We start from the raw sequence: 26,821 nt of genomic DNA on the forward strand, positions 1-26,821 counted from the left end.
CCACCGCCGCCGCGGGCCACAGCCTCGGCGAACTGACGGCCCTGCACTGGGCCGGCGCCATGGACGGGGAGGTACGGGTGACGTGGTGCGGAGGGCGGACGATGATCCGGCCCGCCTCCAGCAGGTCGCAGAGCATGATCACTACCACGCTCATCGGGAGGTCGAGACGCGCCGCGAGTTCCGCCACCGCGAGGGGCTCCGCGCACAGTCGCAGGATGCGCGTGTGCTCGGGCTGCGGCCGGGCGGCCGTCTCGGGCTGCGGCTCGACCGTCGTCACCGTCGTGATGAGTGTGAAGTCGGCACGGCTGGGCCGCGTCCGGCCACCGGTCAGCGTGAACGGTCGGACGAGCCGGCCCGGGAAATCGCCTCCGCCCACCTCACGCGCCGGAGTCGGAGGGACCTGCCGTGCCCCGGGGCGCCGCGCTGAGGTGCTCGCCGATCTTCTTCACCAGCATGTTCATCTGGTACGCGACCACGCCGACGTCCGCGCCCGGGCCGGTGAGCACCACGAGATGGGCGCCGGGCCCGGCCGAGGTCAGGATCAGATAGCTGTTGGCCATCTCGATGAGCGCCTGGCGCACCGGGCCGCCGCGGAAGTCCATGCTGACCCCCTTGCTGAGGCTCATCAGCCCGGACGCGGTGGCCGCCAGACGTTCCGCGTCGTCGCGCAGGAACCCGGTGGACTTGCTGACCACCAGCCCGTCCTCGGACAGGACCACGGCCTGGTTCACGTCGGCGACCCGCTCCACGAGTCCGGTCAGCAGCTGATCGAGCTGGGTGTGAGTGGCGGGTATGGGGCGTGTCATGACTGTGTTCCTTCTTCGGCGTTCGGCGTTCGGCAGTCGGCGTTCAGCGGTCGGCGGGCGGTGTCGAGAGCTCTCGGGAGGCGGCGGTCACCTCGGCGGGCACCTCTGGGGATGCTGTCATGTCGTCATCGGCGGCCGGCCGCAGGGAATCGTTGTCGGAACCGGCGTCGTCGTCGCGTGCCTCGAACGTGCCGCGCTGGAAGCCGGCGAGGGAGGAGGCGGCGTGTTCCGCCGTGAAGCTCGCCGCGTCGTCCTCGACGACCTGGGTCACCGCCTCCTCACGGAGTTCGGCGGCCAGGCTGGTCTGCGGCACCCGGCGGGGGAGCGGGGTGAGCCCGTTCGGCCGGGGTGCGGCAACGGCGCCGGCCGGGCGGGCGGCGGTCCGTGCGGCGGTCCCGGAGCGGGACGGCCGCGGCGGCCCCTCCGAGGGAGCCCGCGTGTCCGGGGTGCCCCCGGTCCCCGGCGTGTCCGGGCGGTCCGTGACGAATGCCCTGCCGGTGACGCCGGTCCCGGTCGTGGCGTGCGCCGTGTCTGCCCCGCCCGCCGGGTCCGTGGCGCCGGCGGCCTCGCCGTCGGGAGCCGCCGGGGCGGCCGTGCCGTCCGTGGTGTCCGCCGGACGGCGCCCGTTCACCGCACCGGTGACGGCGAATGCGGTCTCCTGGGGGACACGTGCGGCCTCCCGCACCACGATCGCGTGCGGTACCAGCACGATCGCCGTCGTCCCGCCGTACGGCGACGGGCGCAGGGTGACGGTGATGCCGTGCCGGTGGGCCAGCTGGGAGATCACGAACATGCCGAGTCGGAGGTCGTCGGCGAGCGCCACCACGTCGAACTGCGGCGGACTGGCCAACTGGGTGTTGATCGAGGCGTAGTCCTCCTCGGACAAGCCGAGGCCCCGGTCCTCGATCTCGACGGCGAGGCCCTTGGCCACCAGGGCGGCGCGCACCCCGACGGGGCTCGGCGCCGGCGAGTACACCGTCGCGTTGTCGATCAGCTCGGCCAGCAGGTGGATGACGTCGGCCACCGCGGGCGGAGCCAGCGCGACCTCCTCGTCGGTGTGCACGTCCACCCGCTGGTACTCGGCGACTTCACCGACGGCGCTGCGCAGGATGTCGATCAGCGCGACCGGCTCGCTCCACGAACGGCCGGGCCGCTCGCCGCTGATGATGACGAGGTTCTCCTCGTAGCGGCGCAGCTGGCTGGCCGTGGAGTCCAGTTCGTACAGGCCCTTGAGGACCTCGGGGTCGGTGTGCGTGCGTTCCAGCAGGTCGAGCTTGCTGAGCTGGAGGTTGACCAGGTTCTGGCTCTGCCGGGCGATGCCCAGGATGACCTTCTGGAAACCGAGCCGGGTGTCGGCGAGTTCGACCGCCGTGTGCACCGCGGTGCGCTGCGCCGTGTTGAACGCCTGGGCGACCTGGCCGAGTTCGTCGTGGCCGTAGTCCAGGGGCGTGATCGCCGACTCGGCGTCGACCTTCTCGCCCCGCTCCAGCCGGGCCACGACCTCGGGCAGCCGCTCCTCGGCCAGGCTGAGGGTGGCCATCCGCAGGCCGCGCAGCCTGCGGGACAGCGAGCGGGTGATCCGCCACGACATGCCGACGCACAGCAGCAGGGCGACCAGACCGCCGGCGCTGAGGGAGGCCGCGGTCAGCAGCATGCCGCGGGCCTCGTCGGCGCTGCGGGTGAGCAGCGCGTCGGTCTGCTCCTCGATCAGGGCCGCGTACTGCGGGGTGATCCTGTCCAGCGCGGCGTCCCACTGCTTCTGGGTGTCCGGCAGACTGATCTTCCCGCTCTCGGCCGTGGGGCGGGAGTCGCGTACCGCGTTCTCGATGTCCTGCAGGGTCCGCCACTCGGGACTCTGCAGGATCTTCTCGGCCTGTGTCTTGGTGCTGCCGCGCAGGGACGGCACGATCTGGTCCTCGACCAGCCAGCGCTGGGTGGTGACCAACTCCGTGAAGCCGGCCCAGGACTCGTCGTCGAGCTCCCCGGACGGCCAGGCCAGGGTGAGATGCGCGTCTTCCCGGGAGAGCATCTCCGCGGCCTGCTCCAGCGAGACCAGCGGCCCGGCCTGCGAGGTCAGGTCGCCGTCGTCGACCTGCGACAGCTCCTGGAAGGCGTGGATCTGGTCCTGGATGATCGAGGAGTACTGGTCGAGTGCCTGCTCGGCGGTGATGTCGCTCGGCGCGTCCACCTGGTCCCGGTAGTACTCCAGGCTGCCCACCGAACCGAGCACCGAGTACAGCGGGTCCGACACACGGTCCGGTGCCCCGGCGATCGCGTCGGCCTGTCCGACCAGCCGTGCCACCGCCGTGTCGGTCTTCTCGCGCTGCGCGTCGAGGGCGGCCCGGGAGTCCGTCGGCGAGGCCAGCCAGGTGGCGGTCAGCCGTCGCTCCTGCTGCAACGCGAGGGTCGCGTCGGTGCCCATCGCGCCGGTCGACCGGCTCAGTTCCGTCTGGGAACGGAGCCGCAGCCCCTCCGAGAACATCTGGATCGTGGTCACACCCCACATGGCGGTGAGGGTGACGGTGGGCACCAGTGCCAGAAGGACCAGCGAGAGACGTATGGAGCCGAGACGGCGCCGGGCACCTGTCCGTGGAGACATCGTCGTCCTAGAGCGGTCGGATCATCGGAAAAGCGGGCGGAGAGCGGCGGGGGAACGGGCTGTGGACGTGTCGGGAGGACGTACGTCCGGTACGTCACAGGTGATGCGCAGGATGTTATCCGCACACGTGACCGTACAGCCCGTTCGTAACCGAATCTTTGGGTACGTCCTCACGGGATGTGTTCGTCACCGGGTGCCGTTGGCGGCGAACTCGGCGACCGAGGCGGCGTTGGTCTTCGTGACGAACGCCGGCCCGGTGAGAACCGGCGACACCCCGCCGCCGCTGATGTTGCCGTTGGTCCGGTACAACCACAGCGCGTCCACGGAGAGATAGCCCTGGAGGTAGGGCTGCTGGTCCACGGCGAACTGGATGTCACCGCTGCGGACGGCCGCCACCAGCTCCTCGTTGAGATCGAAGGTGGCGACGTGCGCCCCGGTGTCCGCCTCCTTGGCGGCGTCGGCCATGGCGAGGGCGTACTGAGCGCCGTTGGCGACGACCTCGTCGATGGTCGGGTCCTGCCGCAGCGTGGCGGTGACGATGCCGGAGACGGCGCGCTGGTCGGAGCCGTCCACGTAGAGGTTCTCGACCTTTCCGTCGAACGTCTTCCGCATGCCGGCGCAACGCGCCTCCAGCGCGACATTGCCCCGCTCGTGGACCACGCAGAGGGCGTTCTTGGCCTTCAGCTCGTTGAGCTTGTTGCCGACGGCCTGCCCCGCGACGCCCTCGTCCTGACCGAAGTACTCCAGCAGACCCGCCGACTTCCAGGCGTCGATACCGGAGTTGAGCCCGACCACGGGGATCCCCGCCTTGCGCGCCTCGTCCACCGGGCCCTTCATCGCCTGCGGCTTGGCCAGCGTCAGGGCGATGCCGTCCACCTTGTCGCGGACGGCGTTGCGCACGAGCTCGGCCTGACCGTCCGGGTCCGCGTCGCTCACGTACGTGAGGGTGATGCCGTCCTTCGCGGCGGCGGCCTCGGCACCCCTCTTCACCCGGTCCCAGAAGGCGTCCCCTTCACCGCCGTGCGTGACCATCACGACGCTCATCCCGTCGCCGGCCGTGCCCGGGTTCTCCGCGTCCGAGGAGTCGTCGGCCGTGTCGAAGACGGAACAGCCGGTCACCACCAGGACGACGGCTGCCGCCAGGGCCGCGAGGTGGACGGGCCGTCTGTGGACACGATGGGCCGGTGGACGAATGTTCATGGGGGAGCGGACCTCGCTGTACGCCGAGCTGGGGGAGGAAGGAGGAAGGAGGGGACGAGAGCAGGGGCGGAGCCGCGGTGTGTACACCGACCGGGTGACTCTCGCTGGGACCGGAGCCAATCGCGTCCTCCTGCCGGTAGTCAAGTGACCAGCCACGTGAAGTGAGATGCTGCTGCCGCATTGTGATGAACGGTGAGTTCCGTGGCGGCAGGGGCGGCCGGCACCCCCGTGCACCGAACCGCGTGGACGGTACGGAACCGGCCGCGCGGCGCTGCCTGTTCTCCGTACCCGTCCCTCTCCGCACCTGTCTCTGTCCGCGGCTCGCCGCCCGGTGCCCGGCCGCCCTCAACGGCCCTTCCGGTTGCGGCGATTTCCCCTCGGGGCTGCCTGTCGTTCCCTTTCCTTCGCGCGGCTGCCACACTCAGATACCGGACGCGCTGTTTTCTTCCGGTGTCCGCACCCGAATTGCCGGATGTGTACCCTGTCACAGGGCGAGCCGGTGTGATGAGTACGGCCGAAGGGTGAGTTATCGTGTACACGGGGTAAAAACAAACGGCATGACCCGTTCCTTTTCCGGCTCAGGAGTTCAGTCGATGGCGAGGCAGGTACGCGCCGAGCAGACCCGCGCGACGATCATTAAGGCGGCCGCCGATCTGTTCGACCGACAGGGCTATGAATCGACCAGTCTCAGCGACATCGTCGAGCACGCCCACGTCACCAAGGGAGCCCTGTACTTCCACTTCGCGGCGAAGGAGGACCTGGCGCACGCGATCCTGGAGCTCCAGTCCGCCACCTGCCGCAGGCTGGCCAGGGACACCGGGATCCGGGGCCACACCTCCCTGGAGGCGCTGATGCGCCTCACCTTCGGCATAGCCCGCCAGTCGGCCGAGGACCCCGTGCTGCGGGCCGGGCTCCGCCTCGCCACCGGGGGAACCCGGCCGCGTCCACCGCTCAGCCACCCGTTCACCGAGTGGACGGACCTCGTCACCGCCCGACTCGTCGGCGCGGTCAAGGAGTCCGACGTCCATCCCGAGGTCGACATCGACGTCGTGGCCCACTCCCTCGTCTGCTTCTTCATCGGTACCCGCGTCGTGGGCCGCACCCGGGAACCCGTCGCCCGGCAGCCCCGCCGCACCGCGGAGATGTGGCAGCTCCTCATCCGGGGCCTGGTCCCGGTCACCCGCAGGGCCCGCTATCTCAGCCTGGCCGCACGGCTGGAGCGGGAGATCGCCCCCGTCTGACGCGATGCCGATGCCGTGGGTCCCGCGGAGGCGGCTTCGACGGTCCATCGGTCCGTTCCGCGCCGCCGGGGCGGCCGGTCCCGCAGCCCGGCGCCGCGCGTTACGGTGAGCCGCATGCCCGACACCCCCACCGCTCCCGTGATCCTCGGCAACCGGCCCGGCTCGTTCCCGCACGGTGTGCTCGCCGAGCGGCACCCCGCGATCATCCGGCAGGTGCGCGAGGCCTTCCCGTACGAACCCGGGCAACAGCACGCGCTCGACGCCCTGCTGGCCAACTGCACCGGGGGCACCGTCGAACCCCTCCCCGCCGACGCCCACGACCGGGAGCGCTGGGCGGCCTGGGGGATGGACACATACGCCGGACAGTCCTGGTACGACGTGCCCTGGCTGTGGTCCGAGAGCTGGTTCTACCGCCAACTGCTGGAAGCGGTCGGCTACTTCGGCCCGGGCCCCTGGCAGGGCATCGACCCCTTCCGTCCCTCCAAACGCGCCGAACTCGACTCGCCCGCGACGGACGAGGAACTCGCCGCGCTCGAGGACCTCGCCGGCCGGCCCGCGGACGAACAGCGGCAGGCCCTGCTGCACGGCTCGCTGTGGGGCAACCGCGCCGACCTCGGCTTCCGGCTCTCCGCCGAGGGAGCCGACCTCGCGGCGGCCGTCCCCGCGCCGGTCGCCGACGACAGCGAGAGGCTGTGGTCCCTGCTGGACGCCTCCCGCGCGGGCACCTTCGTCCTGGTCGCGGACAACGCCGGACGCGAACTCGTCCCCGATCTCCTGCTCATCGCCCACCTGCTGGCCCGCGGAACCATCGGCCGGGCGGTGCTGCACGTCAAGCCGTACCCGTACTACGTCTCCGACGCCACCACCGCCGACGTAGTCGACGCGCTGCGCCGACTGGTCAACGCCCGGGGGGCAGCCTCCGGTTACGGCCGCCTGCTGTGGGACGCCCTCTCCGACGGCCGGCTCACCCTCCGCGCCCACCCGTTCTCCTGCTCCCCGCTGCCGTACGAGGAGATGCCCGACGACCTCCGCGCCGACTTCGCCCCGGCCGCGCTCACCCTCGTCAAGGGCGACCTCAACTACCGTCGCCTGGTGGGCGACCGGACCTGGCCGCCCACCACACCCTTCACCGACGTCACCGGCCACTTCCCCGGACCGGTCGCCGCCCTGCGCACCCTGAAGTCCGACGTCGTCACCGGACTGGCTCCCGCGACGGAGAAGGCGCTGGTCGCGGCCGAGGACCAGCGCTGGCGCACCGGCGGCACCCACGCGCTGATCCAGGTACGGGCCTAGCGACCCGCACCCCCGTACAGACGTGACGGAGGCGCACATCCGGCACTCCCGCACCGGCATTTCGGCATTTCGGCGAGGGTTCACGCGATGGTGTGATCATGTCCGGGCCGGTGGATGCCGCCACAGAGCCACGGGTAGTGCCGGGCCATGACCCAGCCATTCGAACTTCCGCACTTCTACCTGCCGCACCCGGCGCGGCTGAACCCGCATCTCGATCAGGCCCGGGCCCACTCGTCGGTGTGGGCGCGCGAGATGGGCATGCTGGAGGGATCCGGAGTCTGGGAGCAGGCCGATCTCGACGCGCACGACTACGGCCTGCTCTGCGCCTACACCCACCCCGACTGCGACGGGCCCGCCCTCTCCCTGATCACCGACTGGTACGTGTGGGTCTTCTTCTTCGACGACCACTTCCTGGAACTGTTCAAGCGCAGCCAGGACCGCGAGGGCGGGAAGGCCCACCTGGACCGGCTGCCGCTGTTCATGCCGCTGGACCCGTCGGCTCCCGTGCCCGAGCCGCGCAACCCGGTCGAGGCGGGCCTCGCCGACCTGTGGGCGCGCACCGTGCCCGCGATGTCCGAGGACTGGCGCGCCCGGTTCGCCGTCGCCACGGAACACCTCCTCAACGAGTCGTTGTGGGAGCTGTCCAACATCAACGAGGGGCGGATCGCCAACCCCGTCGAGTACATCGAGATGCGCCGCAAGGTCGGCGGAGCGCCGTGGTCGGCGGGGCTCGTCGAGTACGCGACCGCCGAAGTGCCCGCCGCCGTCGCCGGAACCAGGCCGCTCAGGGTGCTGATGGAGACGTTCTCCGACGCCGTGCACCTGCGCAACGACCTGTTCTCCTACCAGCGCGAGGTCGAGGACGAGGGCGAGAACAGCAACGGCGTCCTCGTCCTGGAGACCTTCTTCGGCTGCACCACCCAGCAGGCCGCCGACACCGTCAACGACATCCTCACCTCGCGGCTGCACCAGTTCGAGCACACCGCGTTCACCGAAGTGCCCGCGGTCGCCCTGGAGAGGGGCCTCGCCCCGCACGAGGTCGCGGCCGTCGCGGCGTACGCGAAGGGCCTGCAGGACTGGCAGTCCGGTGGCCACGAATGGCACATGCGCTCCAGCCGGTACATGAACGAGGGCGCGCGGCAGACCTCCCCGTGGGCGGGACCGACCGGGGCGGGCACCTCGGCCGCCGACGTGCGCGGGCTGCTCGCCGCCGCGGGCGCGGCGAGACTGCGGGCACACACCCATGTGCCGTACCAGAAGGTCGGCCCGTCCCTGATCCCCGAGATCCGCATGCCGTTCCCGCTGGAGCTCAGCCCGCACCTCGACGCCTCCCGCGGCACCCTCGTCGACTGGTGCCGGCGGACCGGCATTCTGAGCGAAGGCGTCTGGGACGAGGACAAGCTCGACGCCTACGACCTCGCGCTGTGCTCCGCCGGAATCGACCCGGACGCCACCCCCGAGGCCCTCGACCTCAGCGCGCAGTGGCTCGCCTGGGGCACCTACGGCGACGATTACTACCCGCTCGTCCACGGTCACCGCCGCGACCTGGTCACCGCCCGGCTGACCACCGCCCGCCTGTCCGACTGCATGCCCGTCGACGGCGAACCCGTGCCCCCGGCGGCCAACGCCATGGAGCGGGGCCTGGCCGACCTGTGGGCCCGCACCACGGCGGGCATGACCCCCGAGGAGCGGGGGCCTCTGAAGAACGCCGTGAACGTCATGACCGAGAGCTGGCTGTGGGAGCTGGGCAACCAGATCGTGCACCGCGTGCCCGACCCGGTCGACTACCTGGAGATGCGCCGGCAGACCTTCGGCTCCGACCTCACCCTCGGCCTGTGCCGGATGGGCCACGGCCCGGCCGTCCCGCCCGAGGTCTACCGCAGCGGCCCGGTCCGCTCGCTGGAGAACGCGGCCATCGACTACGCCTGCCTCCTCAACGACGTCTTCTCGTACCAGAAGGAGATCGAGTTCGAGGGCGAGATCCACAACGCGATCCTCGTCGTGCAGAACTTCTTCGGCTGCGACTACCCGACGGCGCTGGGCATCGTCCACGACCTGATGAGCCGCCGCCTGGACCAGTTCGAGCACGTCGTGGCGCATGAACTTCCCGTGCTGTACGAGGACTTCGAGCTGTCCCGGGAGGCGCGCGCGATCATGCGTGACTATGTGCTGGACCTGCGGAACTGGATGGCCGGCATCCTGCACTGGCACCGCAGCGTGGACCGCTACAAGGACGCGTGGCTCTCCGGCCGGGCCCACGGCTTCCTGCCGGACCGCACACCCGCGGTGCCCATGGCCACCCGCATCTGAGGGGAAGCCGGTCTCACTCTTTGGTGGCTCGTCGGCCTCCGTCGATCCGGGTGGCACTCCAGGCGGAGGTGATCCATGGAACAGACCGCGTTGCGAGCCGATGCCGAGCCGAGAGGCGTCCGGTGCCGAGACACGGATGAGGGCGAGGGGGCGGACCGGAACGGACCGGAACGGAACCGGAAACGGGAATGGCTCCGGCTCCGGCTCCGGCTCCGGGTACTGGTCCGGGGCGGGGGACAGGGCCGCCGGGGCCCGGTGCGGTTCCGGCCGGCCGCGTCCGCATGCCGCGCGCCACCGCAGCGGCGGCTTCCACCAGCTCACGGCCGTCCCCGGCCTCGTCCCCCGGGCATCGGGAAGCGGTGACGAGACCAGGGCCGTCGCGCCCCGGAACGCCGGGTCCGAATGGGTACATCAGTGCGATGCGGGCGGTTGGTGTGCGCACGGGGCCGCTCCCAGGCGTGCCGGGCGGGACGGCATGCCGGATGAACGCGGCAAACCGGCTCGCGCCGCCCCCGCCCGCCGGGCAGGATGCTGCTCGTAGCCCCGCGTCTGCACCTGCCCCGGGAGGCCCGGATGACCGGCAGTACGTCCTCGTCCCGCACCGCCGCCGACGACGTGTTCCGTACCCGTACGGAGCGTGCCGCGGGGGAGACGGTCATAGTGGACTGAACGGCCCCGACGCCCCCTCCCCGCCCACCGAACGACAGCGGCGCGACCATGACCCAGGCACCGACACCCACCGCGGACACCGTCCGCAGACTGATCCGTACCCTCCTCCAGGATGAAGGGGACGGTGAGACCGCCGACGGACCGGACGTGCGGCCCGTCGGTGAGGGCGTCGATCCCGCCGCCTGGTGGGTCGGCACCCGGCAGGTGCTGCGTCTCGCGCTCGACCGGGAGGCGAGCACACACCGGCGCCGTGAGCTGCGGCTGCGGGAACTCGTCCGCCCCCACATCCCGGTCGCGGTGCCGTCGAGCGCGGCGCACGGCGAATGGGCACCGGGCCTGGCCTACACCCTGGACACCAGGCTGTCCGGCGGGTCGGCGGAGGAGCACCGGGTGTCCGCCGTCGGCGAGACCGATCTGGCCGGGCTGCTCACCGGGCTGCGCAAGGTACCGGTGCCGCAGGCGGAGACGCTCGGTGTGCCGCGTGTCTCCCCGCGTTCCCTGGAGTCCCTGCGCCGGGCCGCCGGACAGGCCGCCGAACGGCTGGCCGACGCCGACGAGTTCGCCCCCGCCCGCCTGCGGCAACTCACGCCGTCCGCCGCCGGCCGGCTCGCCGCCCAGTCCGGTTCGCCGGTCCTCGTCCACCACGACCTCACCGGCGCGCATCTCGTGGTCAGCACCGACGGCCGGGTACGCGGGGTCCTCGGCTGGGCCGGGGCGGTGGTCGGCGACCCCGCCGAGGACATCGCGGGCCTGGCGCTCGCCGTGGGCTCCCCGGCCGCCGTACGCGCCGCCACCCTCGCCGGTTACGGCGCCCGCCCCTGTCTGCGCGGCCTGTGGCTGGCCCGCTGCGACGCCGTCCTCCACCTCGCCGACGCCCTCGGCGGCGGAGGCACCGGCCCACTGCCGACGCCCGTGCCACTGCCGCTGCTGCGCGTCCGGCTGCGCCGGGCCTGGGAGGCGATCCTGCTGGAGCGCGTGACGGACCTCCGCAGCGCCGACGACATGCCCTAAATCCCGCCGTCACATTCCCGCCTGCCTCGCGACGCCGTGCACGCACTCTCGCCGCACCGGGCACTCACTGCAGCACCACCGCCGACTCGCCGGGCAGGTGCAGTACCCCGTCCGCGCCCGGTACGCCGACGGGCTCCCAGGCGGCGAGTACGCGCGCGTGCGGGACGCCCAGGGGGATCGCGGCCGGTTCACCGGCCAGGTTCACGGCCACCAGCACGTCCCCGCGCCGGAAGGCGAGCCAGCGCCGCTCCTCGTCGAAGACCACCTTGGTGTAGGCGAGGTCGGGGTCGGTGAGGTCAGGCTGCGCGTGACGCAGCGCGACGAGCCGCCGGTACCAGGCCAGCACGCGTGCATGGGGCTCGCGCCGCGGCTCCGACCAGTCCAGGCAGGAGCGGTCGCGGGTGGCGGGGTCCTGCGGGTCGGGCACGTCCGCCTCGGCCCAGCCGTGCGCCGTGAACTCCCGCCGCCTGCCGTCGCGCACCGCCTTGGCGAGTTCGGCGTCGGTGTGGTCGGTGAAGAACTGCCAGGGCGTGCCCGCCGCCCACTCCTCGCCCATGAACAGCATCGGCGTGAACGGTGCCGTCAGCGTGAGGGCCGCCGCGCAGGCCAGCAGACCGGGGGGGACCAGCGCGGCCAGCCGGTCGCCCTGGGCCCGGTTGCCGATCTGGTCGTGGGTCTGGCTGTAGCCGAGGAGCCGGTGCCCGGCGATCCGCGCACGGTCCAGAGGCCGTCCGTGCCGCCGGCCGCGGAAGGAGGAGTACGTGCCGTCGTGGAAGAAGCCGCCGGAGAGCGTCTTGGCGACCGCCGCGAGCGGGGCGCGCGCGAAGTCGGCGTAGTAGCCCTGCGACTCCCCGGTCAGCGCGGCGTGCAGGGCGTGGTGGAAGTCGTCGTTCCACTGTGCGTGCAGCCCGTGGCCGCCGTCCGCGCGGGGCGTGACCTCCCGGGGGTCGTTCCGGTCCGACTCGGCGATCAGGAACAGCGGCCGGCCGGTGTCGGCCGACAAGGCGTCCACGGCCGCCGACAGCTCCTCCAGGAAGTGGTGGGCACGCGTGTCCGCCAGCGCGTGCACCGCGTCCAGGCGCAGCCCGTCGATCCGGTAGTCGCGCAGCCACGCCAGCGCGCTCTCGACGAGGTATGTCCGCACCTCGTCCGAGCCGGGGGCGTCCAGGTTGACGGCGGCGCCCCACGGGGTGTGGTGGGTGTCGGTGAAGTACGGGCCGAATCGCGGAAGATGGTTCCCGGAAGGCCCCAGGTGATTGTGCACCACGTCGAGGACGACACCCAGGCCCAGGGCGTGTGCCCGGTCCACGAACCGCTTCAACGCCTCGGGTCCCCCGTACGGCTCGTGCACCGCCCACAGCGAGACCCCCTCGTACCCCCAGCCGTGCCGGCCGGGGAAGGGACACACCGGCATCAGCTCCACATGGGTGACGCCCAGCCCGGCGAGATGCTCCAGCCGCTCTGCGGCGGCGTCGAACGTGCCCTCGCGCGTGTACGTGCCCACATGCAGCTCGTACAGGACGGCGCCGGGCAGCGGACGCCCGCCCCAGACCGTGCGCCAGGCGAACGCGTCGTGGTCGACGACGGCGCTTTCCCCGTCGGGCCCGTCCGGCTGCCGGCGCGAGCGCGGATCGGGCAGGAGCGGCCCGCCGTCCAGCGCGAAACCGTACCGGGAGCCGTCCCGGGCGTCCGCCTCGCCCCGCCACCATCCCTCCCGTTCCTGATCACGCGTCAACACGAGCGTGACGCCGTCGCACTGGAGCGTCACGTCGCCGGCCTGCGGTGCCCACACCTCGAACTGCACGGACGGTTCCCCTTCGTCTGCCCACCGTGATGTAGCCAGACCATGGTCATACATCGGAGACCGATCCGCCGGTGAATGTGCCCTTTGCGGCGGGTGTCGCCGCCGCAGGAGTGGGGGCGTCCGTGCGGCGCTTGTGCCGTCTCCTGGACAGTCCGGCCGGTGCTGGCCGACAATCAGCACTGTGACGTCGTCATTCGAGTTCAACACGTACCCCGCGCGGCTCTCCGACGTGGAGCGCGACAAGGCGCTGAAGGTGCTGCGGGACGGCGTCGCCGTGGGGCGGCTGTCCCATGACACGTTCATCCGGCGCATGGAGCTCGCGCTCGCGGCCCGGTGCCCCGACGAACTCGCCCCGCTCACCGCCGACCTGCCCACCGAGGGCCGCTTCTCGCGCCTGGTGTTCGGCTCCGTGGAGGCGGTCTCCGGGTTCACGGTACGGCTGCGCGGGGCGTGGCGGGCCGAGCGGCTGCCGAAGCTGCTGCTGCCCCATCCGGCGACCGCCCACCCCTTGCGCATAGGGCGCGACCCCGCCAACGGGCTGCGGCTCCACCACGAGACGGTCTCCCGCATGCATGCCGAACTCCGCAGGCAGGGCGGCCTGTGGGTGCTGCGGGACCTCGGTTCCACCAACGGCACGACGGTGAACGGGCGTCGGGTGGTCGGCGCGGCCGTCGTCCGCGAGGGCGACCAGATCGGCTTCGGACGGATGACGTACCGGCTCGCGGCGAACTGACCGTCCGGAAAAGATCGGCGAACTCCCTTTGCCCTCGGCAGTGTTGGCGTGCCCCCACCGTCGTGACTCACTGCGGGTGCCTCGTGTGCATGCCGTGAAAGGCGAGTCGACGAACCGACGGCACCACTTCGTGGAGGTGGGCCTGCCACCCCTCCCGCGCGGGCACGCCCCCGCTGCTCCTGTGCGTCGGCCGCTGCAGCCGGCAGATCCTCGTCGTCGCCGGACCGCACGCCGACGAACCGGCGGGCGGCGCCACCGTGCTGCGGCCGGCCGAAAGCGCCCCGGCCGACCCCCGCCTCACCGAGGCCGCCGTCGGGTCGACGTGGTTCCCTCCGCACCACCACGGCACCGGCACCGGCACCGGCACCGGTGACGGCGATGGTGCCGTCCGCCCGCGCCCGCCCATGAACACCGCCCGGCTGACCGCGCTCACCGTCGCGGGCCGCAGGCCGGCGCTGCGCACCGCGGGGCCGCCGCACCAGCTGGTCACCACCGCCGGCCGCGATCCGGCCGGGGTGCTGCCGGAGCTGGACCGGCTCATCGACGCGCGGTACGCCGACCACCGCGACACCCGCGCGACACGCTGGATCCCGGTCGCACGTCAGGTCGATTACCGGGTGCGGGTCGTGGTCGCCGCGTTCGAACCGGCCGTACGGCACCCGCCCCCACCCTCTCGTTCGGGTGAGCCGGGCTGGGGTTTCGGCACCGCCGTGCCGATGCATCTGGAATGACGTACACCTCACCCAAAGCGGTACGGGGCGCGCTGCTGGCGGCGACCGCCCTCCTCGCCTGCCTCGTCGCCGCCCCCGCGCAGGCCGGCCCGGTCCCCCAGGGCGCAGCCGCCTCCGGCAACTGGCTCCTCCTCGGCGTGGACCGGGGCGAGACCCGGACCGGCACGACACCCGGCAGCCTGCTCCTCTGCGACCCGCCCCAGGGCCACCCGCGCGCGGCCGAAGCCTGCGCGGAACTCGCCGCGGCGGACGGGCGCATCACCGGCATCCCGGCCCGGGAGACCTACTGTCCGATGGTCTACGCCCCGGTGACCGCCCACGCGCGCGGGCAGTGGCGAGGACAGCCGGTCGAGTACACGGAGACCTTCCCGAACCGGTGCGCGATGGAGGCCCGGACCGGCTCCGTGTTCGCTCTGGACGGGCCGTAGACCCATGAGGGCTCCGGGAGCGGGCGGGGTCAGCCCGCTCCCGGTCCTGCTCCCGTGCCCGCGCGGGCATGCAGCGCCGCCGCCACGACCGTGCGGACCTGATGCTCCACCTGGTGCGCCACGGGCACCCAGCGGGCCCGGAAGTGCACGGCGAACGCGTCGCTCCACAAGGCGACCAGGCGCTCGAGCCGCGCCGCCGCGTGCGCGTCGGTCTCCCGCAACTCCCGCAGCAGCATCGCCGCCGCCCGCAGCGGCACCCGGCGCGTGAACGCGTCCACGCTGCCCACGTACGCCCTGGTGCCGTCGGGCGGCGGGGTGCGGACCAGGTCCCCGGCCAGCCCCGGGGCCAGATCCAGCCCCCAGGTGGCCGCCCGCAGCAGCGGACCGCCGGCGGTACCGGCGCCCTCCATGGCCCCGGGCCGGGCCTCCTCCAGCACCTGCCGCACCTTGCGCGCGTCCCGCAGCAGCCGGTCCGCGAGGTGCCGCAGCGCCTCGGCCGGGGCCGGATGCGGCTCCGGATCGTCCACCAGGGCGCCGGCCCACATAGGAACCTCGACGACCGCCGTCAGACCTCCGTACCGGTGCGCGTGGTACCAGGTGCTGTGCCGCGCGTCGTCCGGCAGGCTCGGATACGCCGGTCCGGCCCCCGCCGCGGGCATCACCCGGACCCCGGGCCCGGACGCCGGCCAGCCCGCCGCGTCCGAGGCACCCGTCTCCACCGGGATGTGCAGTTCCGCGGCGGACTTCGCGAACGGCTCGGCGAGCCCCGGCACGTCCCTCGTCAGCTGGACCCAGCTGCCGCCCAGATCGGTCCCGTGCAGCGACACCTGGAGGTAGGGCCGCAGCTCGTCGATGACCACGGTCAGGGCCAGGGTCTCGGGCGGCAGCCGGTCGGGCGGCAGGACCGACGGGGCCCACTCCGGCTGTTCCCGGCCGGCGGGACGGAAGAAACCCAGGTGATAGTCGTACAGGCTGTCCGGCTTCGTCGCCGTATGGAGGCTCGCTCCGTCGGGGTCGGCGCACAGCAGGAAGTGCCAGGACGTGTCGTCCCGCAGCTCCCGCTCCGCCACGGCCCGCCGGGCCAGCGCGAGCAGCGTGGCCCCGCCGGCCGGCTCGTTGGCATGGGCACCCGCGACCAGCAGCACGGCACGCCGGGCGTGGCCCACGGACAGCAGGTGCAGCGGCCGCCCCGCGCGGGAGAGTCCCACCTGCCGCAGGACGCACAGGCCGGGCCGTCGGACCGTCAGCGCGCGGGCGGCGGACACGAGTTCGGCCACCGTCGGATAGCGCAGCTCCGGCAGGAGACTCACCCCCCGTCAACCACCCGTCGTCGCACACCGCAGTACCCCACGGCCACGGACCGGTGTCAAGGGTGCGACGGGGAGGCCCCAGGGGGCGCACATGACCGGCACCTCCGCCGCCGTGACCCACCCGGGCGTCCCGGGCGGGCGACGCGGGTCGGACGACAGGACCTACGCCCCGTCCGCATCCCCGGCGAGCTCCAGCAGGGCCACCGGCGACCGCTCGAACAGCTCCGCCACGCGCGCGTGCCCCGTGAACTCCCGTCCGGGCACCAGTACGTCGGCCCAGCGGCCCGGCGGCAGCGCCAGCCGGGTCTCCCGCCAGCCGCCCGCCTCTGCCAGCCGCAGCGCCAGCCGGGTCACGGCGGTCAGTACCGCGCCGGACCGCACGAACGCCACGCAGTGCGCGGCCCCCGGCCCCTCGGCGGTCAGCGGTTCGTACGACGCCGTGTCGCCGAACGCCCCGGGCCGCCGCGCCCGCAACCGCAACGCGGCCCGCGTCAGCACCGCCTTGCCCCCGCCGACCGCGTCCTCGCCGGCGCCGCCCGCCGCCCCGGCCGGGAAGTCCACCGCGCGCCGGTTGTCCGGGTCCACCAGGGCCCGGTACTCGGACTCGGTGCCCTGGTAGACGTCGGGCACGCCCGGCATCGTCAGGTGGACCAGCGCGGTGCCCAGTACGTTCGCGTGGATGTACGGCTCCAGTGAGGCCCGGAACCGCGCGACCTGTTCGCCCGTGGCCCCGCACGGCCCCGCCGCCACGAACCGGGCCACCGCCTCCTCGTACGCCGGTTCCTGCTCCGTCCAGCTCGTGTGCAGGCCTGCCTCGCGCACATGCTTGAGCAGCGCCCCCGTCACCCGCTCCGGGTCCGCCGGGCCCAGTCCGAACACCGTCTGCCAGGCGGCCCACGCCAGCTGCGGGTCCGGTACGCCCTCGCCGACGTGGGTCACCTCCGCGAGGACGTCCGCCCACGGCCCGGGGCACTCGGTGAGCACATGGAGTGCGGCCCGCACATCGGCGCTGCGCTTGGTGTCGTGCGTGGAGACGACGGTGCCGGTCGCCGGCCAGTCGCGCTGCACGCGCGCGCAGTACGCGTGGAACCGCTCCGGGGACAGTGCCGGAGAGCCGGGGTCGTGGCCCACCTCCGTCGCCGACAGCAGCGGTACATAGCGGTAGAACGCCGTGTCCTCCACCGACTTGGCCCGCAGCGCCGACGCGGTCTGCGCGAACCGCGTACGGAACTCCACCTCCCCCGGCCCGTCGCCGTACCGCCCGAGCACCAGATCCCGTACGGCGTCCACCGCCCCGGCCTCCTCGGGGACGGCGAAGGCACGCCGGGCGCCGGCCGCGGCCTCCTCGGTGACCACGCCGGCCGGGTCCACGGACGCGTAGGGCCGGTACACCTCGAGGCGGACCAGGAGTTCCTCGAGCGCGGTGCGCAGGGCCCAGGGCGCGCGGTCGCGCAGCGCGGGCTCGGGCGAGGCCGCGCACACGCGGTGGGCGACCCGGGTCAGCCGGTCGACCTCGGCGGCCAGCTCGTGCGTGAGCACCTTGTACGCGGCCCGCCGCACCGTCGCCTCCCACACACCGCCCCGGTCCGGTTGCGGTGCCGCGAACCGCCGGTACTGGCCGAGCAGTTCCCCGGCCCCGGCCGGGTCCGTGAACAGGCCGTCCACGTGCCGCAGGGCGTCGTAACCGGTGGTGCCCGCGACCGGCCAGGAGGCGGGCAGCGGCTCACCGTCGGCGAGGATCTTCTCCACCACGGTCCAGCGGCCCCCGGTCGCCGCGTGCAGCCGCCGCAGGTACTCGTCCGGGTCGGCGAGCCCGTCCGGGTGATCGACCCGCAGCCCGTCGACGACGTCCTCGCGCAGCAGCTGAAGGATCTTGGCGTGGGTGGCCTCGAACACCTCGGGGTCCTCCACGCGTACCCCGATCAGCTCGGAGATGCTGAAGAACCGGCGGTAGTTGAGCTCGGTGCGGGCCAGCCGCCACCACACGGGGCGGTACCACTGGGCGTCCAGGAGCTGCGGCAGCGGCAGATGGGCGGTGCCCTCGCGCAGCGGGAACGCGTGGTCGTGGTAGCGCAGCACATCGCCGTCCACCTTCAGCCGGCCGAGCTCCGCGCCGAGCGGCCCGCCCAGCACCGGCAGCAGCACCTGGCCGCCCTGCGCCTCCCAGTCGATGTCGAACCACCGCGCGTGGTGCGACGAGGGCCCCTCGCGCAGCACCTCCCACAGGACCCGGTTGTGGCGCGGGGACATCGCCATGTGGTTCGGGACGATGTCCACGACCAGGCCGAGACCGTGCTCCCGCGCGGTGCGCGACAGGTCCCGCAGCGCCCGCTCGCCGCCCAGCTCCTCGCGCACGCGCGCGGGGTCCGTCACGTCGTAGCCGTGCCGCGAGCCCGGAACCGCCTCCAGGACCGGCGACAGGTGCAGATGGGACACTCCGAGCGAGGCCAGATACGGCACGGCGGCCGCCGCGGCGGCGAACGGGAAGCCGGGCTGCACCTGCAGCCGGTACGTGGCGGTGGGCACCGGGGGCTCGGGTCGCTCAGGTCGCTCAGAGGTCATGCAGACGTACGTACCCGCCCTGCCGCCCTTCCTGACATGAGTCCCTCCGCTGCCGCGCCACGGACCTCGCCCCCGTCCCCGTCCGCGCCCCCGTCCGCGTCACCGGCCGTCACACCGGCCGCTGGAGCACCGTCAGGCTCCGGTCGGTCAGGGTCAGCCGGGCGCCGGCCCGCACCTCCGGGCCGGTGCCCGGCGGGACGCCGTCCTCGCGGGCGGTGTCGACGACCACCTGCCACTGCCGGCCGTGGTCGACGGGCACCACGAACTCCAGCGGGCCGGGGGAGGCGTTGAACATGAGCAGGAACGAGTCGTCCGTGATGCGCTCCCCGCGCTGGCCCGGCTCCGAGATCGCGTTGCCGTTGAGGAACACCGTCAGCGCCGAGGCCCGCGCCTGGTCCCAGTCCCGCTGGGTCATCTCCGTCCCCTCGGGAGTGAACCAGGCGATGTCGGACAGGTCGTCGTGGGTGCCCTCGACCGGCCGTCCGTGGAAGAAGCGGCGCCTGCGGAACGCCGGATGGTTCTTGCGCAGCCACACCATCGCGCGGGTGAACTCCAGCATCCGCAGGCGGGCGTCGCCCGCGCCCTCGCCGTCCTCCTCCTCGCGTGCCCGGTCGTTGTCACGCCCCCGTTCCGCGGGCCAGTCGAGCCAGGCCAGCTCGTTGTCCTGGCAGTAGGCGTTGTTGTTGCCGCGCTGGGTGCGGGCGACCTCGTCGCCGTGACTGATCATCGGCACGCCCTGGGACAGCATCAGCGTCGCGATGAAGTTCCGCATCTGACGGGCCCGCAGCCGCAGCACGTCCGGATCGTCGGTCTCCCCCTCGACACCGCTGTTCCAGGAGCGGTTGTGGCTCTCGCCGTCCCGGTTGTCCTCGCCGTTGGCGGCGTTGTGCTTGTCGTTGTACGAGACCAGGTCGTGCAGGGTGAAGCCGTCGTGGCAGGTCACGAAGTTGATCGAGGCCAGCGGGCGCCGCCCGTCGTCCTGGTACAGGTCGGACGAACCGGTCAGCCGGGAGGCGAACTCCGCGAGCGTGCGCGGCTCACCCCGCCACAGGTCCCGCACGGTGTCCCGGTACTTGCCGTTCCACTCGGTCCACAGCGGCGGGAAGTTGCCCACCTGGTAGCCGCCCTCGCCCACGTCCCACGGCTCGGCGATCAGCTTCACCTGGGAGACCACCGGATCCTGCTGCACCAGGTCGAAGAACGACGACAGCCGGTCCACCTCGTGGAACTGCCGCGCCAGGGTCGCCGCGAGGTCGAAACGGAACCCGTCGACATGCATCTCGGTGACCCAGTAGCGCAGCGAGTCCATGATCATCTGTAGGACGTGCGGGGACCGCATGAGCAGGGAGTTCCCCGTGCCCGTCGTGTCGGTGTAGTGGCGCCGGTCGTGCGCCAGCCGGTAGTAGCTCGGGTTGTCGATGCCCTTGAAGGACAGGGTCGGGCCCAGGTGGTTGCCCTCGGCGGTGTGGTTGTAGACGACGTCGAGGACGACCTCGATCCCGGCCTCGTGCAGCGCCTTCACCGCAGACTTGAACTCCAGCACCTGCTGACCGCGGTCGCCCCAGGACGCGTACGCGTTGTGCGGGGCGAAGAAACCGATGGTGTTGTAACCCCAGTAGTTGTTCAGGCCCATGTCCACCAGGCGGTGGTCGTTCACGAACTGGTGGACCGGCATCAGTTCCAGTGCCGTCACGCCGAGTTCGGTCAGATGCTCGATCACCGCCGGGTGCGCGAGGCCCGCGTAGGTGCCGCGCAGCTCCTCCGGCAGCCCCGGATGGCGCATGGTGAGACCCTTGACGTGCGCCTCGTAGATCACCGTGTGGTGGTACTCCGTGCGGGGCGGCCGGTCGTCGCCCCAGTCGAAGTACGGGTTGACCACCACCGACGTCATCGTGTGCGGCGCGGAGTCCAGGTCGTTGCGCTCGTCGGGCGCGTCGAAGTGATAGCCGTACACCTCCTCGCCCCACCCGATCGACCCGCTGATCGCACGCGCGTACGGGTCGAGCAGTAGTTTCGCCGAGTTGCAGCGCAGCCCCCGTTCGGGGGCGTACGGCCCGTGGACGCGGAAGCCGTACCGCTGCCCCGGCATGATGCCGGGCAGGTACGCGTGCCGCACGAACGCGTCGCTCTCGCGCAGTTCGACCGCCGTCTCGGAGCCGTCGTCGTGCAACAGACACAGCTCTACTCGGTCCGCGGCCTCCGTGAAGACCGCGAAATTCGTGCCGGCGCCGTCGTACGTGGCACCGAGGGGATACGCCTCGCCAGGCCAGACCTGCATGGACACGACTCTTTCAGGTGTACGGCGCCGGTGGGGCGCCTTGGCCCGGAGTGTTGCCGTGTTGTCCGCCGCCGTGCTGTTGTCATACCGGCTGTCGTACGGGCCGCCGGGGTCGCCGGCGGGCCGGTGCGGCGTGATCCCTCCGTGGCCCCGCGGATCTCCATGCGAGTGCCCCGGCCGCAACCTCTGTATGCGCGTTGTGACTTCGTGCACTCGCCGTGGACGGGCATACCAGAACAGTGGTGCGGGAGAAGGAAGTTGAGAAACGACCCCGCCATCATGCTGCACCGCGCACCGCAAGCGGAGTACTCTCCTTGATCGTTGGGGCTGGGAGTGCTCGGGGGAGCGGAAGGCGGTGCGCGGGTGGGCTCGGGAGGGTTGGAGCTGCCCCCTGGTGACGAGGGTCACGAGGGGAACTCCACGGAGGTCCCGCCCGGTGCGGTGTCCCTGGCACGGCCGATGGACGCGGGCTCGATCGGGCCGGACCTGGACTGGGGCGTCGACGCCTGGCGCGAGGTGCGGACCCGCGCCCAGCGGGCCGGCCGTGCCTACATATGGCTGAACCTCGTGGAGCAGCGGCTGCGCTCGGTCGTGGCCGCCGTGCTGCGCCCCGTCTACGAACCCGTCCACGGCGACGACTGGGTGGTCGCCGCCGCCGGGCCCGCCGGGCAGGAGTGGGTGCAGCGGGCGGTCGCGGTGCGCGAGGTCAGCCGCCGCAAGGGCTATCTGCTCGACCCGGCCGACGACAACGTCCTCTCCTTCCTCACGCTCCCGCAGCTGCGGGAGCTGATGGTCCAGCACTGGCCCTGCTTCCAGCCGTACTTCGACGACCGCCGGGACGTCGAACTCGCCCTGGACGAGCTCGAGGTGACCCGCAATGTCGTCTCCCGCAACCGGGCGCTGTCCGAGGCGGTGCTGAACCAGGCCGAGCGGGCCTCCGCGCGGCTGCTGGAGATGCTCGGCGCGGACGGGGACGTGCCGTCCGCGCGCCGCCTGCCCGTCGACGCGGTGGAGGACCTGGTCGGCGACCGGTACGCGGACGTGGTCGCCGTCCACCCCGACCGGGTACGGCTGCTGCGCCAGTTCCCGGCCGAGGACATCTTCGGCGGCGCCCGCCGCCTGGACGCCATCGGCATCGGCCTCAACCTGCTGGTGCAGAACTTCTCCGGCCGCCGCCTGGTGCGGCTCGCCGAGTCCGGCTGCCGCGTGCGGCTGCTGTTCCTGAACCCGGCCTCCAGCGCGGCCAAGCGCCGTGAGCGCGAACTCGGGCTCAAACGCGGGGAACTGGGGCGCGCGGTCGAGATGAGCATCCTGCACATGCGCCGGGTGCGCTCCCGGCTGCGCGACCCGGGCGCGTTCGAGATCCACGTCTACGACGAGACACCCCGCTGCACGGCGTACCTCGTCGACGGGGACGGCGCCGACGGCGTCGGCGTGGTGCAGAACCATCTGCGCCGGGCCCGGGGGATGGAGGCACCGGTGCTGGTACTGCGCAACGGCAGCAAGGTGGTCAAAGCGGGTGAGGCGGAAGAAGGCGGACTGTTCCCCACGTATCGCGAGGAGTTCGAGCAGATGTGGGTGGATTCGCGTCCGGTGTCGTGAACCGTCCGTGACGGTGGACGGAATGCGGCCCCCGGGTTGTCAGTGGTGCGTGCGAAGGTAAGAACCACTGGGGGAACGCACCACACAGAAGGGGGCCACCCATGGGCTGGCACCGGGAGCTGCTGATCGGCTTCGACCTCGAGACGACGGGCACCGACCCGTACGAGGCACGCATCGTCACGGGAGCCGTGATCGAGGTCAGGGACGGAGTGCCGCAAGGGCGCAAGGAGTGGCTGGCCGACCCCGGCGTGCCCATCCCGGCGGACGCGGTGGCGGTCCACGGCATCAGCGGCGAGCGGGCAGCGGCCGAGGGAAGCCCCGCCGACCAGGTCGCCGACCAGGTCGCCGCCGCCCTCACCGGTCACTGGAGCACGGGCGTCCCGGTCGTCGCCTACAACGCCGCGTTCGACCTGTCCTTGCTTTCCGCCGAACTGCGGAGGTACGGGCTGCCGTCGCTGAGCGACCGGCTGGGTGGCATGGAGCCGGCCCCGGTCATCGACCCGTACACGATCGACCGCAGCGTCGACCGCTACCGCCGCGGCAAGCGCAATTTGGAGGCGGTCTGCGCGGAGTACGGCGTCGCTCTCGACTCCGCGCACGACGCGGCGGCCGACGCCCTCGCCGCCGCCCGGCTGGCCCGCGCGATAGCCGACCGCCACCCGGGGGTCGCGGCGCTCGGCCCGGCGGAGCTGCACCGCCGCCAGATCGAGTGGTACGCCGAATGGGCGGCGGACTTCCAGAGCTTCCTGCGCCGCAAGGGCGACACCACCGCGACGATCGACGGCACCTGGCCCCTGCGCGAGCCCGCGGACGAGCGGGTCTGATCAGGGCCGGGACCCGGATCAGGACCAAGGGCCGAGTCAGAAGGGGTACCAGCGGACCGTCGGGTCGCCGTCGCGGAGGGACGCCACGCGGCGTTCGAACTCGGCCAGGGCCTTCGGGTTGCTCGGGGCGTGCTGGGCGACCCAGGCGCAGCTGGCCGTCTCCCGTGCACCGCGCAGCACCGCGCAGCCCTCCCACTCGCGCACGTCCCAGCCGTAGGTCCCGGTGAAGGACGCGTACGCCTGTGCCGGCAGCCCGTAGCGGTCGTGGGAGAGGGCCATGACCACCAGGTCGTGCTCGCGCAGATCCGCGGAGAAGGTCTCCAGGTCGACCAGGACCGGCCCCTCCGGCCCGACGTGCACGTTCCGGGGCAGCGCGTCCCCGTGGATCGGCCCCGGCGGCAGATGGGGCGTCAGGGCCGCGGCGGCCGCCGCGAAACCGTCGCGCCGCTCGCGCAGATACGCCGCGTCCTCGGGGTCGATCACCTCGCCCGCGAGCCGCAGCCAGCGTTCCACGCCGCCCAGCAGCTCGCGTGGCGGCAGTCCGAAGGCGGGAGCGGGAAGGGCGTGGACCACCCGCAGCAGTGCGGCCAGGTCTCCGGGTCCGGCGGGCCGCACCGGGGCGGGCAGCCGGTGCCAGACCGTCACCGGGTGCCCCTCGACGAGCAGTGCCTGCGGCCGTGCCGCCCGCACCGCCGGCACGCCCTCCTCGGCGAGCCACAGCGCGATCGCCATCTCCCGGCGGGCCCGCTCCAGCAGGCCGCCGTCGCGGCCGACCTTGACGACCAGGTCACCGGCGGCGAACACCGCGTTCTCGCCCAGGGCGAGCAACCGCGCGTCCCCGGCGGCCGCGTGCCCCGGCAGTACGCCTGCCGCCGCCAGGACGTTCCGCGCCCGTGCCTCGTCCATCCGTCCGCCTCCGTGCCTGTTCCTGTGCCCGCTTCCGGCCGGATCCGGTACTGCTCCGGGTCCTTCTCCGGGTCCTTCTCCGGTCCGCGCCGGTCGTCCGACCGTGTCCGCGCCGTCGGCAAGTGTCGCATTCGCACAGGCAGGCCGAACGCGGTGTGTCCGGTACCCGCCGTGGCCGGCCGGCGGGGGCGAGAACGACACCGGCCCCGGCGACGCACGGCATACCGGTATTCCGATTGCACGAGACGTATCGTCTTGTCTAGGGTTCGGGGCATGACCAGTCCCGCTCACATCGCCATGTTCTCCATCGCCGCCCACGGCCACGTGAACCCGAGCCTCGAGGTGATCCGCGAGCTGGTGAGGCGTGGCCACCGGGTGACGTACGCGATCCCGCCGGTCTTCGCGTACAAGGTCGCCGCGACCGGAGCCGAGGTGAAGCCCTGGAACTCCACGCTGCCCTCGCCCGACGACGACCCGGAGGCGTGGGGGAGCACGCTGCTGGACAACATGGAGCCGTTCCTCGACGACGCGATCCAGGCACTCCCGCAGCTGATCGAGGCGTACGAGGGGGACACCCCCGACCTGGTGCTGCACGACATCACCTCGTACCCGGCGCGTGTGCTCGGTCACCGATGGGACGTGCCCGTGGTCTCCCTCTCACCGAACCTCGTCGCCTGGGAGGGGTACGAGAAGGAGGTCGGCGAGCCGATGTGGGAGGAGCCGCTCAGGACCGAGCGCGGCCAGGCCTACTACGCCCGTTTCCGCGCCTGGCTGGAGGAGAACGGGATCACCCGGCACCCCGACCCGTTCGTGGGCCGTCCTGCCCGCTCCCTCGTCCTGATCCCCAAGGTGCTGCAGCCGAACGCCGACCGGGTCGACGAGAGCGTGTACAGCTTCGTCGGTGCCTGCCAGGGCGACCGCGGCGCGGAGGGGGAGTGGCGGCGGCCGGCCGGCGCGGAGCAGGTCGTCCTGGTGTCCCTGGGATCGTCGTTCACCAAGCGGCCCGGCTTCTACCGGGAGTGCGTCAGGGCGTTCGGCGACCTGCCCGGGTGGCACCTGGTGCTCCAGATCGGCAAGCACGTCGACCCCGCCGAACTGGGCGGGCTGCCGGCGAACGTCGAGGTGCGGTCCTGGGTGCCGCAGCTCGCGGTCCTGAAGCAGACCGACCTGTTCGTCACCCACGCGGGGGCGGGCGGCAGCCAGGAAGGGCTGGCCACGGGCACACCGATGATCGCCGTACCGCAGGCCGTGGACCAGTTCGGCAACGCGGAGATGCTCCAGGCCCTCGGCGTCGCCCGGCACGTCCCGGCGGAGGAGGCCACCGCCGAGGCCCTGCGCACGGCGGCCCTCGACCTCGTCGGCGACCCGGAGGTCGCCCGGCGGCTCAAGGAGATCCAGGCGGACATGGCCCAGGAGGGCGGCACCCGCAGGGCGGCCGACCTCATCGAGGCGGAGCTGCCGCAGCGGAGCTAGCGGACGCGAGAACGGGGAAGGGGCCCGGCTGGGATCAGCCGGGCCCCTTCCCCGTCCACCGCGGCCGCGGATCAGACCCGCACCCGCTCGCCCCCGCCGGCGCGGTGACCCGTGTCCGTACCCCGGCCGGAGCCCTGGTCCACGCCGCCCTTCGCCAGGGGCGCGCCCGCCGCGCCCGCAGCCTCCGGCGACTCGTCGTGGGTCAGGTCGGGCATCTTGTGCAGCCGCTTCGGCAGGTACCAGTTGCGCTCGCCGAGCCGGCAGCAGCGCCGCCACCAGCGCGCCGAAGGCGATCAGCAGGATGCCGAGGGCCACCGGGACCGCCGAGTACTCGGCCTTCTTGAAGTCGTCGCCGAACGCGTCGTCGAACGTCTCCATCATGCTGGCGCCGCCGATCTCCTCGATCCGCGGCGCGTCGTGGTCCTTCCGCACCTCCTCCACGGCCTTCAGCACCGGCCCGACCCGCTCGCCGGCGGTGTCGGAGTCGCCGCGCATGTCGAACTGGACCAGCGCGCTGCGCCCGTCCTTCGAGATCGTGTCGCTCTCGTACGGCGTGGTCACGTCCGTGACCTCGCCGGTCCTCCCGACAGCCTCGACGACCGCGGTGACCGCGGCGCGGAACTCGTCGTCCGTGGCCGACAGCCCCTCGTCCTTGGCCTGCACCAGTACGGTCTCGCCGGCCGGCTCCTCGATCCCGGCGTCCTCGATGATCCGGGCGGCGGTCTGCGTCTTCCCCCTTGAGCCGGTCGCTGTTGCCGACGTCGACCCGGCCGGCCGCCGGACCCAGCCCCATCGCCGGCACCACGAACAGCACCCAGACACCGACGGCCGCCCATCGGTGCCGGGTGCTCCAGCCGCCGGCACGGGCGGCGAAGCCCCTTACCCGCGAATCTCCGTTCCCCATGACGGGCTCGCCCCCTCGTGCACGACAGCGACCTGTGCCGCCGCCTTCCACGTTCGAAGGTACGGGCCGGATAAGACCGTCTCGTCGCGCTGTCCGGTGAAGCTCCCGGCACGGAACTCATCCCCTCGCACCTCCCC

Annotated in this window: 20 protein-coding genes and 1 pseudogene; 10 read left to right on the forward strand and 11 right to left on the reverse strand. The window is 72.6% G+C overall.

Annotated features, from left to right (window positions below; genetic code table 11):
- The 4 genes from ACFWVE_RS04080 to ACFWVE_RS04095 form a co-directional block, all read right to left on the reverse strand.
- A partial coding sequence (locus ACFWVE_RS04080; protein ID WP_384007990.1) for a DUF742 domain-containing protein occupies positions 1-376 on the reverse strand: 376 nt, incomplete at its 3' end.
- A gap of 1 nt (position 377) precedes the next feature.
- Positions 378-806: a roadblock/LC7 domain-containing protein gene (locus ACFWVE_RS04085; protein WP_384007992.1), complete on the reverse strand. Its 429-nt coding sequence runs from the start codon at positions 804-806 to the stop codon at positions 378-380.
- 43 nt (positions 807-849) lie between these two features.
- On the reverse strand, positions 850-3,405 hold the full coding sequence (locus ACFWVE_RS04090; RefSeq protein ID WP_384007994.1) for a nitrate- and nitrite sensing domain-containing protein: 2,556 nt from the start codon (positions 3,403-3,405) through the stop codon (positions 850-852).
- Between the two features lie 186 nt (positions 3,406-3,591).
- On the reverse strand, positions 3,592-4,605 hold the full coding sequence (locus ACFWVE_RS04095; protein WP_384007996.1) for a substrate-binding domain-containing protein: 1,014 nt from the start codon (positions 4,603-4,605) through the stop codon (positions 3,592-3,594).
- A 593-nt stretch (positions 4,606-5,198) separates the two neighbouring features.
- Here ACFWVE_RS04095 and ACFWVE_RS04100 point away from each other — a divergent pair.
- From ACFWVE_RS04100 to ACFWVE_RS04115, 4 genes are all read left to right on the forward strand, one after another.
- Positions 5,199-5,846 (forward strand): ScbR family autoregulator-binding transcription factor, encoded by a 648-nt coding sequence (locus ACFWVE_RS04100; RefSeq protein ID WP_384007998.1) that lies wholly within the window; start codon positions 5,199-5,201, stop codon positions 5,844-5,846.
- Positions 5,847-5,960: 114 nt separating this feature from the next.
- Positions 5,961-7,139 carry a damage-control phosphatase ARMT1 family protein gene (locus tag ACFWVE_RS04105; protein ID WP_384008000.1) on the forward strand — a complete coding sequence of 393 codons (1,179 nt, stop codon included), beginning with the start codon at positions 5,961-5,963 and terminating at the stop codon, positions 7,137-7,139.
- Positions 7,140-7,286: 147 nt separating this feature from the next.
- On the forward strand, positions 7,287-9,449 hold the full coding sequence (cyc2, locus tag ACFWVE_RS04110; RefSeq protein WP_384008001.1) for a germacradienol/geosmin synthase Cyc2: 2,163 nt from the start codon (positions 7,287-7,289) through the stop codon (positions 9,447-9,449).
- Between the two features lie 717 nt (positions 9,450-10,166).
- Positions 10,167-11,129, forward strand: coding sequence for an aminoglycoside phosphotransferase family protein (locus ACFWVE_RS04115; protein ID WP_384008002.1), 963 nt, complete (start codon positions 10,167-10,169; stop codon positions 11,127-11,129).
- 64 nt (positions 11,130-11,193) lie between these two features.
- Here the strand turns inward: ACFWVE_RS04115 and treZ are convergent, their stop codons facing one another.
- Positions 11,194-12,933 (reverse strand): malto-oligosyltrehalose trehalohydrolase, encoded by a 1,740-nt coding sequence (gene treZ / locus ACFWVE_RS04120; RefSeq protein ID WP_384008004.1) that lies wholly within the window; start codon positions 12,931-12,933, stop codon positions 11,194-11,196.
- 181 nt (positions 12,934-13,114) lie between these two features.
- On the opposite strand from treZ, the gene ACFWVE_RS04125 reads away from it, so the two are divergent.
- The 3 genes from ACFWVE_RS04125 to ACFWVE_RS04135 all read left to right on the forward strand — a co-directional run bounded on the left by ACFWVE_RS04125 (position 13,115) and on the right by ACFWVE_RS04135 (position 14,825).
- Entirely contained in the window at positions 13,115-13,666 is a 552-nt protein-coding gene (locus ACFWVE_RS04125) for an FHA domain-containing protein (protein WP_384008006.1), read from the forward strand.
- A gap of 257 nt (positions 13,667-13,923) precedes the next feature.
- Positions 13,924-14,397 carry a hypothetical protein gene (locus ACFWVE_RS04130; RefSeq protein WP_384008008.1) on the forward strand — a complete coding sequence of 158 codons (474 nt, stop codon included), beginning with the start codon at positions 13,924-13,926 and terminating at the stop codon, positions 14,395-14,397.
- On the forward strand, positions 14,394-14,825 hold the full coding sequence (locus ACFWVE_RS04135; RefSeq protein WP_384008010.1) for an SSI family serine proteinase inhibitor: 432 nt from the start codon (positions 14,394-14,396) through the stop codon (positions 14,823-14,825). Before ACFWVE_RS04130 ends, ACFWVE_RS04135 begins: the two co-directional genes overlap by 4 nt.
- 29 nt (positions 14,826-14,854) lie before the next feature.
- Here ACFWVE_RS04135 and ACFWVE_RS04140 read toward each other — a convergent pair whose 3' ends face one another.
- The 3 genes from ACFWVE_RS04140 to glgX all read right to left on the reverse strand — a co-directional run bounded on the left by ACFWVE_RS04140 (position 14,855) and on the right by glgX (position 20,975).
- A complete protein-coding gene (locus tag ACFWVE_RS04140; protein ID WP_384008012.1) occupies positions 14,855-16,135 on the reverse strand; it encodes a M14 family zinc carboxypeptidase in 1,281 nt (426 codons plus the stop codon).
- A gap of 162 nt (positions 16,136-16,297) precedes the next feature.
- The gene (gene treY / locus ACFWVE_RS04145) at positions 16,298-18,697 is read right to left on the reverse strand and encodes a malto-oligosyltrehalose synthase (RefSeq protein ID WP_384008014.1); all 2,400 of its coding nucleotides are present in this window, start codon (positions 18,695-18,697) and stop codon (positions 16,298-16,300) included.
- A 109-nt stretch (positions 18,698-18,806) separates the two neighbouring features.
- Entirely contained in the window at positions 18,807-20,975 is a 2,169-nt protein-coding gene (glgX, locus tag ACFWVE_RS04150) for a glycogen debranching protein GlgX (RefSeq protein ID WP_384008016.1), read from the reverse strand.
- Positions 20,976-21,338: 363 nt separating this feature from the next.
- Here glgX and ACFWVE_RS04155 point away from each other — a divergent pair, with 363 nt between their 5' ends.
- Entirely contained in the window at positions 21,339-22,577 is a 1,239-nt protein-coding gene (locus ACFWVE_RS04155; protein ID WP_384008018.1) for an SAV2148 family HEPN domain-containing protein, read from the forward strand.
- A gap of 101 nt (positions 22,578-22,678) precedes the next feature.
- Positions 22,679-23,401: a 3'-5' exonuclease gene (locus tag ACFWVE_RS04160; protein WP_384008020.1), complete on the forward strand. Its 723-nt coding sequence runs from the start codon at positions 22,679-22,681 to the stop codon at positions 23,399-23,401.
- Positions 23,402-23,437: 36 nt separating this feature from the next.
- Here ACFWVE_RS04160 and ACFWVE_RS04165 read toward each other — a convergent pair whose 3' ends face one another.
- Complete coding sequence (locus ACFWVE_RS04165) at positions 23,438-24,307, reverse strand: phosphotransferase enzyme family protein (protein ID WP_384008022.1); 870 nt, start codon at positions 24,305-24,307, stop codon at positions 23,438-23,440.
- Between the two features lie 273 nt (positions 24,308-24,580).
- Between ACFWVE_RS04165 and mgt the strand changes: the two genes are divergently transcribed.
- The gene (gene mgt / locus ACFWVE_RS04170) at positions 24,581-25,780 is read left to right on the forward strand and encodes a macrolide-inactivating glycosyltransferase (RefSeq protein ID WP_384008024.1); all 1,200 of its coding nucleotides are present in this window, start codon (positions 24,581-24,583) and stop codon (positions 25,778-25,780) included.
- A gap of 71 nt (positions 25,781-25,851) precedes the next feature.
- Here the strand turns inward: mgt and ACFWVE_RS04175 are convergent, their stop codons facing one another.
- Together ACFWVE_RS04175 and ACFWVE_RS04180 are read right to left on the reverse strand one after the other, a co-directional pair.
- A complete protein-coding gene (locus ACFWVE_RS04175) occupies positions 25,852-25,995 on the reverse strand; it encodes a hypothetical protein (RefSeq protein WP_384008026.1) in 144 nt (47 codons plus the stop codon).
- A gap of 31 nt (positions 25,996-26,026) precedes the next feature.
- Positions 26,027-26,684: pseudogene (locus ACFWVE_RS04180) on the reverse strand (MMPL family transporter); the annotation flags it as partial.
- Positions 26,685-26,821 lie beyond the last annotated feature (137 nt).

The sequence above is a fragment of the Streptomyces sp. NPDC058632 genome, from assembly GCF_042717095.1.
Taxonomy (GTDB): domain Bacteria; phylum Actinomycetota; class Actinomycetes; order Streptomycetales; family Streptomycetaceae; genus Streptomyces.